The sequence below is a fragment of the Salinispora sp. H7-4 genome (genome assembly GCF_013416675.1).
Lineage (GTDB): Bacteria > Actinomycetota > Actinomycetes > Mycobacteriales > Micromonosporaceae > Micromonospora > Micromonospora vitiensis.
In genome coordinates this window covers 1-694 of record NZ_JABZED010000010.1, presented here as the reverse complement: position 1 = coordinate 694, position 694 = coordinate 1, and the positions used below count along the sequence as shown (strand labels likewise).

The 694-nt window shown below is 64.6% G+C and carries 1 protein-coding gene; it reads right to left on the bottom strand.

Annotated features, from left to right (window positions below):
* The coding region (locus tag H0524_RS10755; protein ID WP_255435883.1) for a tyrosine-type recombinase/integrase at nt 1–570 on the bottom strand (570 nt) is incomplete at its 3' end.
* Nucleotides 571–694: the final 124 nt, after the last annotated feature.

The window sequence follows — 694 nt, the reverse complement described above, 5'->3', positions numbered from 1 at the left end:
CACGGTCTTGCGGAAGGTGTGGGGGGTGACCCAGGCGAGGTCGGTGTCTGCGCGGGCTTGGCGCCATTGCCGGCGAACGTTGTTGGGTGATAGCCAGGTGCCGCGTCGAGAGGCGAAGATCGCGTTGTGAGGGTTGTCAGCGGCGATGACCTTGCGGGCTAGGAGCATGCCGACGGCGAATCGGGGCAGGGTGATCATTCGGTAGCCGGCGTCGCTTTTGGTCCAGGGCTGTCGGAAGAAGCCTTTGCCTTTGACGAAGACCAGTGTGCCGCAGATCGTCAGTGTGGGACGTTCGGCGGCCAGGTTCAGGTCTTCCCAGCGTAGGGCGAGTATCTCCCCGATGCGGGCCCCGGTGGCGAGCATGAGGTCGACGATGTCGGCTAGGTCGCCGGTGTGCCGCGGTCCGGGTTTGCCGGGTACTGGTTGCTGCCATTGGCGAATTGCTGCCCGGACGGTTTGGAGGTTTTGGTCGGTGAGGGCGACGACCTTACGGCGAGGCTTGCGGATTCGGCTGGTGTCGCGGACTGGGTTGGTTGGGATCGCGCCGTGACGTACGGCCAGAGCGAACATCTGGCCTAGTACGGCAGTCGCCGTTCGTGAGGTGACCTCGGGTCCCGCGGGAACGAGGACGGCCACCGCATGATCGTCTGTGTGTTGTGGACACAACATCAGACCTTGCGGTGGCCGAGAGCCA